General features: G+C 37.9%; 6 protein-coding genes. All 6 read right to left on the bottom strand.

Annotated features, from left to right (window positions below):
• Window positions 1-201 precede the first annotated feature (201 nt).
• The 6 genes from tet(L) to QM017_RS09125 all read right to left on the bottom strand — a co-directional run bounded on the left by tet(L) (window position 202) and on the right by QM017_RS09125 (window position 8,178).
• Window positions 202-1,578 (bottom strand): tetracycline efflux MFS transporter Tet(L), encoded by a 1,377-nt coding sequence (tet(L), locus tag QM017_RS09150; RefSeq protein WP_282709610.1) that lies wholly within the window; start codon window positions 1,576-1,578, stop codon window positions 202-204.
• Between the two features lie 193 nt (window positions 1,579-1,771).
• A complete protein-coding gene (gene tet(M), locus QM017_RS09145; RefSeq protein ID WP_282709609.1) occupies window positions 1,772-3,697 on the bottom strand; it encodes a tetracycline resistance ribosomal protection protein Tet(M) in 1,926 nt (641 codons plus the stop codon).
• 15 nt (window positions 3,698-3,712) lie between these two features.
• Window positions 3,713-3,829, bottom strand: a complete 117-nt coding sequence (locus QM017_RS09140) for a tetracycline resistance determinant leader peptide (RefSeq protein WP_001791010.1) — start codon at window positions 3,827-3,829, stop codon at window positions 3,713-3,715.
• A 244-nt stretch (window positions 3,830-4,073) separates the two neighbouring features.
• Complete coding sequence (locus QM017_RS09135) at window positions 4,074-5,006, bottom strand: conjugal transfer protein (protein WP_282709608.1); 933 nt, start codon at window positions 5,004-5,006, stop codon at window positions 4,074-4,076.
• Window positions 5,003-6,004 (bottom strand): bifunctional lysozyme/C40 family peptidase, encoded by a 1,002-nt coding sequence (locus QM017_RS09130; protein ID WP_000769868.1) that lies wholly within the window; start codon window positions 6,002-6,004, stop codon window positions 5,003-5,005. The genes QM017_RS09135 and QM017_RS09130 overlap by 4 nt, the downstream gene beginning before the upstream one ends.
• On the bottom strand, window positions 6,001-8,178 hold the full coding sequence (locus tag QM017_RS09125; RefSeq protein ID WP_235098562.1) for a YtxH domain-containing protein: 2,178 nt from the start codon (window positions 8,176-8,178) through the stop codon (window positions 6,001-6,003). The genes QM017_RS09130 and QM017_RS09125 overlap by 4 nt, the downstream gene beginning before the upstream one ends.

Here is an 8,178-nt window from a genome sequence, read left to right as displayed (position 1 = left end):
CTCAGCAAGAATAAAATTTTTATTGTCTTTCGGTTTTCTAGTGTAACGGACAAAACCACTCAAAATAAAAAAGATACAAGAGAGGTCTCTCGTATCTTTTATTCAGCAATCGCGCCCTTTAATGGAACAAAAAGATTTGAATTCCTGTTATAAAAAAAGGATCAATTTTGAACTCTCTCCCAAAGTTGATCCCTTAACGATTTAGAAATCCCTTTGAGAATGTTTATATACATTCAAGGTAACCAGCCAACTAATGACAATGATTCCTGAAAAAAGTAATAACAAATTACTATACAGATAAGTTGACTGATCAACTTCCATAGGTAACAACCTTTGATCAAGTAAGGGTATGGATAATAAACCACCTACAATTGCAATACCTGTTCCCTCTGATAAAAAGCTGGTAAAGTTAAGCAAACTCATTCCAGCACCAGCTTCCTGCTGTTTCAAGCTACTTGAAACAATTGTTGATATAACTGTTTTGGTGAACGAAAGCCCACCTAAAACAAATACGATTATAATTGTCATGAACCATGATGTTGTTTCTAAAAGAAAGGAAGCAGTTAAAAAGCTAACAGAAATAAATGTAACTCCGATGTTTAACACGTATAAAGGACCTCTTCTATCAACAAGTATCCCACCAATGTAGCCGAAAATAATGACACTCATTGTTCCAGGGAAAATAATTACACTTCCGATTTCGGCAGTACTTAGCTGGTAAACATCTTTCATCATATAAGGAACCATAGAGACAAACCCTGCTACTGTTCCAAATATAATTCCCCCACAAAGAACTCCAATCATAAAAGGTATATTTTTCCCTAATCCGGGATCAACAAAAGGATCTGTTACTTTCCTGATATGTTTTACAAATATCAGGAATGACAGCACGCTAACGATAAGAAAAGAAATGCTATATGATGTTGTAAACAACATAAAAAATACAATGCCTACAGACATTAGTATAATTCCTTTGATATCAAAATGACCTTTTATCCTTACTTCTTTCTTTAATAATTTCATAAGAAACGGAACAGTGATAATTGTTATCATAGGAATGAGTAGAAGATAGGACCAATGAATATAATGGGCTATCATTCCACCAATCGCTGGACCGACTCCTTCTCCCATGGCTACTATCGATCCAATAAGACCAAATGCTTTACCCCTATTTTCCTTTGGAATATAGCGCGCAACTACAACCATTACGAGTGCTGGAAATGCAGCTGCACCAGCCCCTTGAATAAAACGAGCCATAATAAGTAAGGAAAAGAAAGAATGGCCAACAAACCCAATTACCGACCCGAAACAATTTATTATAATTCCAAATAGGAGTAACCTTTTGATGCCTAATTGATCAGATAGCTTTCCATATACAGCTGTTCCAATGGAAAAGGTTAACATAAAGGCTGTGTTCACCCAGTTTGTACTCGCAGGTGGTTTATTAAAATCATTTGCAATATCAGGTAATGAGACGTTCAAAACCATTTCATTTAATACGCTAAAAAAAGATAAAATGCAAAGCCAAATTAAAATTTGGTTGTGTCGTAAATTCGATTGTGAATAGGATGTATTCACATTTCACCCTCCAATAATGAGGGCAGACGTAGTTTATAGGGTTAATGATACGCTTCCCTCTTTTAATTGAACCCTGTTACATTCATTTCACTTCATAATTAATTCCTCCTTTACACTTTAATTCAAATCTTTATTAAAAAATATTTCATCTTATTTAACAAGAAACCATATTTATATAACAACATAAAATACACTAAGTTATTTTATTGAACATATATCGTACTTTATCTATCCGACTATTTGGACGACGGGGCTGGCAAACAGGTTCACCGGTAGTAACATGGTACCCTTTTAACTCTGTTAAACAAACACTACGTCCATTTGTAAAGAAAGTTAAATCACTACGATATTCTTGAATACACCGAGCAGGGATTTCTCCACTAAGAATGACCTCATTATTTTTCAATTGAGTGTCTACGATGTTCGCACAATATTTAGGAGCATCGCTGTATGCTCGTGAAAGATATTCCTGTGGCGCATAAATTTTAAAACTAAGATATGGCTCTAACAATTCTGTTCCAGCTTTTTTCAAGACTTGTTCCAATACAATAGGAGCAAGCATCCGAAAATCTGCTGGGGTACTAACAGGGCTATAGTATAAGCCATACTTAAAACAGATTTTACAGTCCGTCACATTCCAACCATACAATCCTTGTTCACAGCCATAGCGTATCCCCTCCATAACTGCATTTTGAAACGATTGATTTAAGTATCCAAGAGAAACCGAGCTCTCATACTGCATTCCACTTCCCAACGGAAGCGGTGATACAGATAAACCAATGGAAGCCCAGAAAGGATTTGGCGGCACTTCGATGTGAATGGTATATTCTGCATTTTTTAACGGTCTCTCCATATAAATGACTGTAGGCTCTTTTAATTCTATCTCCACATGATACTTTTCTTGCAACAGTGCACTAATCACTTCCATTTGTACTTTCCCTAAGAAAGAAAGTATAATTTCATGTGTCGTAGAATCCACGTAATATCGTAGAAGCGGATCACTATCTGAGATTTCCAAAAGGGCATCAAGCAACATTTCTCTCTGTTCAGGTTTACTCGGTTCAACAGTTGTTTGTAGTAGAGGGTGCGGATTTTCAATCTTTTTTCTCTGTGGCAATAGTTTTGTATCTCCAAGAACACTATTTAACTTCAAAAACTCATTCTGCAAAATAACAATTTCTCCAGAATAAGCTCTATCAATCTTACATAATTCACCATTTATTGAAGTATACATTTCTGTAACTTTTATTTTTTCTTTTTCTGATTCTGATACTCTAACCGAATCTCGTAAATGTAGTACTCCACTATAAAGGCGTATATATGCAAGACGTTGTCTTTTTTTTGTATATTCAATTTTGAAAACATTTCCGCAAAGTTCAGACGGACCTCGATGTGTTGATGAATAAAATTTATTAGTAATAACTTCTATAAGGTTATCAATCCCTATGTTGCTTTTTGCACTTCCGTGATAAACAGGGAACAGGGAACAATTCTGAAATCTTATGCTTTCCTCTTGTTCGAGTTCCAATGCTTCTAATGATTTACCGGACATATATTTCTCTAAAAGGTCATCGTTTCCCTCTATTACCGTATCCCATTGTTCAGATTCGGTAAAGTTCGTCACACATATATTAGGATACAGTTCTACCTTCTGTTTGATTACAATTTCGGCAGAAAGTTTCTCTTTAATATCCTGATAAACCGTTGATAAATCAATTCCATTTTGGTCAATCTTATTGATAAAAAAGATTGTGGGAATCCCCATTTTCCTAAGTGCATGAAATAATATACGAGTTTGTGCTTGTACGCCATCTTTTGCAGAAATCAGTAGAATTGCCCCATCTAAAACTGATAATGAACGATATACTTCTGCTAAGAAATCCATATGTCCTGGCGTGTCTATGATGTTCACCTTCGTATTTTCCCACTGAAAAGAGGTTATTCCTGTCTGAATTGTAATTCCTCTCTGACGTTCTAAAAGCGTATTATCCGTCCTCGTTGTACCTTTGTCCACGCTTCCTAATTCTGTAATCGCTCCACTGTTATATAATAAGCTTTCTGTTAAGGTAGTTTTTCCTGCATCAACATGAGCTAAAACTCCAATATTAATAATTTTCATGTGATTTTCCTCCATTCAAAAACCCAAAAGGGCATAAAAATCCCAGTGATAAATACTTTTATCACTGGGATTTTTATGCATAACCATAGGTATACAAAGCATACAGATATTCTCTGGATACTTTAGAATCACATGATAAAGGTATTCTTAAACTGGGTACAAAAAACTAAGCCCTCCTAAAAAAGGACATCCAATTATTTGTTCCCACTATCAAATTGACAGTTTATTTAAGAATACCTTGCCGCATATTTATTAACTCCTTTTAAATAGATACTTAAATAATAGCACGTAAGAGCATATTTGTAAAGGAATCTCCAATTTTTTATCAAAGAGAGTACGTGATTACAAAATAGCTGTAATAATGTACCAATATTTGTTATTCTATAATCTTCCAATTACTCCCGTTCTTTTCAAGTACCAAATCAAATTGAGATACCTGCGTTGCTTTGGTCTGCTGGTCGATATACTCCACTGTCAGCGATACCGTGACTTGATTATCCTTACGATTGTGAATAGGATTTACCAGTTCTTGAAAGATGTACTCTTTTCCGATTGGTTTTAATATCCCGTCATTCACATAGTAGGAAAGTTCACTGGCTGTCGCTGTAGGATAGAGCTTGAAGAACGTCGTTAAAAACTCATTGATTTCATTGGTTGTAATGGAATCAACCGTCCCCTCACTTTCAATGGCTTTTGGTTTATAACTTGATTCCTTAGGTATGTTGGTAATGGTCGGATTCTTAACCAGTACCATATTTCCAGAACCATCTACATAGACACTCACTATATAAGCAGAGTGGACGGTCTTTGTATTTTCTCCCTCTGTAATGAGCTGGTCTACACTGTAGGTTACATTAAACTCATTGTCGCCAGTTGGCTCTACCGTCCATATCTGAAATCCTCTTACAGAAGACGATACAGGAATATCTTTGCGTACTGTATCAACATTGAAAGCTTGAAGTTCATCTGTCAGATAGCCTTTTAGACTTTCCATTCGATTATCAATGGACTTATCGGATTGCTCCCATGAATAGTAGACTTTCGCAAAGTTCTCTACAAAATTTTCTACATGATGAGTATCAACGTATTCCTTTTCTATGATAGTTGTTTCGTGAATAGTATGAGTATCTATAGCTGTAAAGTGCTTGAATATCGCAAAGCTGAAACTAAGCCCTAAAAGTACCCACAAGGCAATCACAACCTTTTTATGAGGATTGACCTTATAGACACGAGGTTTCTTTTCCTTTGGTATCTGTTTTTCTTTATTCTGATTTTTTCTAAATTTCATCATTAAATCTTCCTTTCTCATTGTTTGATTCGTCCTGCTCCCACTAAATGCTGTTGCCAGTAGGGGCTTGTTAAGTCGGCATAACCGATTGGGTCGCCTGCATGAAACATACGGTTATTGCCAAGGTATATCCCAACATGAGTAATATAAGAGCCAGCGTTATAGGTAGAATGAAAGAAAACCAAATCGCCAGCTTGTGCTTCCGATAGTGGGATATGCTGGGTCACATCATATTGCTGTTGTGCGGTTCGTGGTAAGTTAATTCCAGCTTTTCCATACGTCCATTGTGTCAGTCCGCTACAATCAAAAGAAGTAGTCGGGGAAGCTCCACCGTAAACGTATCGCCAGCCCTCATATTTCAGTGCTTCGTCCATGATGGCTTGTACCGTATCATCATCAAACTCTGTTGTGACAAGATACTGCGTTACCAGTTGCACATAAAACATATTGCCATAGTTGTATCGCCAGCCCCCATTGATAGGTATGGCTATGGGATTGGGGTAAGACACTTTTTCGCCACCTGAATACTCTTTTGAGAAACTTTGAGCCAGTTCAAAGGTATATTTATTTCCACGATTAGCCACATACCCTAAGAAACCACCACCATAATTGTAGGACTGGATAACCGATTCTAAATCTACACTGAGCCTTTCGCTACTGGCTAATAATTCACTGAAATACTTCACACCTTGCTTAATGGATTCTTCTGTACTCAATGAATTAGGTGGAAGACCGAGGGATTCCGAGGACTGCATAACATCTTCCGCAGTACCGCCCGATTCCACCTGTATAATCGCAAGAAGTATGTTGACATATTCTTCAACGCCATATTCTTTGGCATATTTTTCTACCATAGGCTTATGAGCCAGCACTTCTGCGGAAACATTCACACCTCCATAATGAATATTGGAAATTCCGCTGTCCTGTTCATCTGAAAATAAAATGGCAACAAACAGAAGCAGTGAGAAGACCATCAAGAATAATCCAGAACCACCAATCACTAAAGTTTTCAACTTCATGGTTTCTTACCGACTTTCTTAATGGTGGCGGTTTTGATTGGTGGTCTACTTCTTGTATTTTGTAGTGGTACTCTTTGAACAGTAGACGGACGTTCTTTTGTGATTGGACGTTGTGAAGTTCTATCTGCTGTAGTGGTTGAAGTTGCTGGCTTTTGAACGGTTTTTTCTTGAACGGTATTGCCTTGGCGTTCCACTTTTGGACTTGAAAAATCGGACTTAACTGCTGGACGCTCTTGTTTGGCTTGTTGAGATTCCTTATATGAAGTCTGAATATTAGACTGTTTTGAGGTCTGTTCATCATGATATTGTTCTTGTCTTGTAGTCGGTCTTTCATGAACAGAAGAAGCAGGCTGTTTTTTCTGTTTGACCTGTTCCATTTCAGAGCGACGCTTCGCAATGGTTTTTCGCCTTTGTTCCTGCTGTTCCTTGCGTCCACTGGCTCTGTCCGCTTTGGTTTGAGAAATACTACTGGTTAAATCACGGACATTCTCTTTTACTTTGGATTTTCCTTGATATACTGCATATCTTGCATTGGTCGGCAAATCTTTAACCTGTTCTTTCAAACCACTAGCAGTGTCTACCATTCTGTCTTTGGTATCAGCTACTGTACCGATGGTTTGACCGATACGTTTTCCAAGTGTTGATTTTTCCTTTCCGTCTGGTCGGGAGTGATCTGCTTGTGTCCTTGCAGAACTCCCCGAACCCGACTGTCCTTTTTTACCTGTAACAATGGCAGACCCAGCCCCTAGAGTAGTCATGGAACGTCCAAGTTTCCGCTGTAGACGGTGCATGTGAGCGTGCATAAGCATACGAGGTTTTCTCATCACACGACTTCCCACACTTTGAGAATCGTTACTCTGTAGAGAAAACATACTCATTAAATCGCCCAGCTTGAAGTAGATTCCTGCAAAGGTCACAATCTGTAGAAAAGCAATCAAAAAGAACGGATAACCAGCCGATAAGGTATAGAGCATGGTTGAAATACTAAATGCTGTCGTAATAATCAATGTGATTCCAGCTCGTGTCAAAATGGTATTAAAGAGCTTTGTTATGGCTCGTTTTGACATACCATCAAATGATGGAATCATGCTTAAAATAAAGCTCACAGGCAGAAACATAGCATAGATGATAAAAAGTACCTGCGAGAAAATCATGATTCCTGTTAATAGGAATACAAATATGGAAATCCCAATATTGAAGACAAATAGGAAGAAGACTGTACCTAAACGGTTAATGGTCTTTGTAATGGTTAGATTGGTATTGCTTCTGTCTTCAATTTCTTCCGCAACAATTTTTTCTCTGTCTTCGCCATTGTTGGAATCTGGGCTGGTGGAGAGCAGGCTTTCCACACGGTCAATACCGATACTTTCAATGTCTGAACTGTTGTATTGAAGCAGTAGCCACGGTTGCTGAACCTGTATGGAAAACAGGCTATCTCTGATTAAGTCCACGCTGTCCTTGCCTTGACTATCGGAATGGGGCATGACAATCTTCGTGCCAAGTGATAAACTGGCATTACTGATGTCTGATGAAAAGTCATTGATTTTTTTAATGTAGTCGGGAGCGTAGGCAATAAAGGAAGCCGATAGGATAAACACCAGCACAAAATTCATAATGGCATGAATTGCCTTTGTGGTTTCTCTCTTTATCAGTCCCGTATAGGCAACATAAACCCCAAGAACCAAAATCAAGAGTAAGAGGAATCCAACATAGAAACCCTCTGTTGAAAATCCGTTTGCACTCACACCAGCTAAGGTCTGCATATTCTTACCAATGGAATCTGCTGTAGCGGAAATGAAGTCTAAGGAATAGGCTTCCTGTACTAAGTAACCTGTCGCATTGGAAACATACAAACTGATTGTCCAAATAAAATTGGTAATGGCATATAGTCCATACATGACCTGTTTTCCAATCCCGTCCGACCAGTTCCACGGAAGCCAGCCCCAGCTATTATCCACATAAAAATCCAGTTGATAGTTTTCAAGTGGGTATCGGCTGTATTCATTTGCCACATTGACCGTATCATCTACCAAGCTCGCAGCTTGAACCACCGTTCCCAGCATGGCTAAAAGAAAAATGGCAATCACAAGTGTGAAAGCCACTGTCATTGCCACTTTACCTAGACGTTTCAGCGTCCAGTTTGATTTTATTCTGTTTACTATTGATGGTTTCAC

It is taken from the genome of Ligilactobacillus sp. Marseille-Q7487 (genome assembly GCF_949152225.1).
In the GTDB taxonomy this organism is placed as follows: Bacteria; Bacillota; Bacilli; order Lactobacillales; family Lactobacillaceae; genus Ligilactobacillus.
Note: the sequence above shows the minus strand (reverse complement) of the source record. Positions and strands in the feature narration are given on the sequence as shown.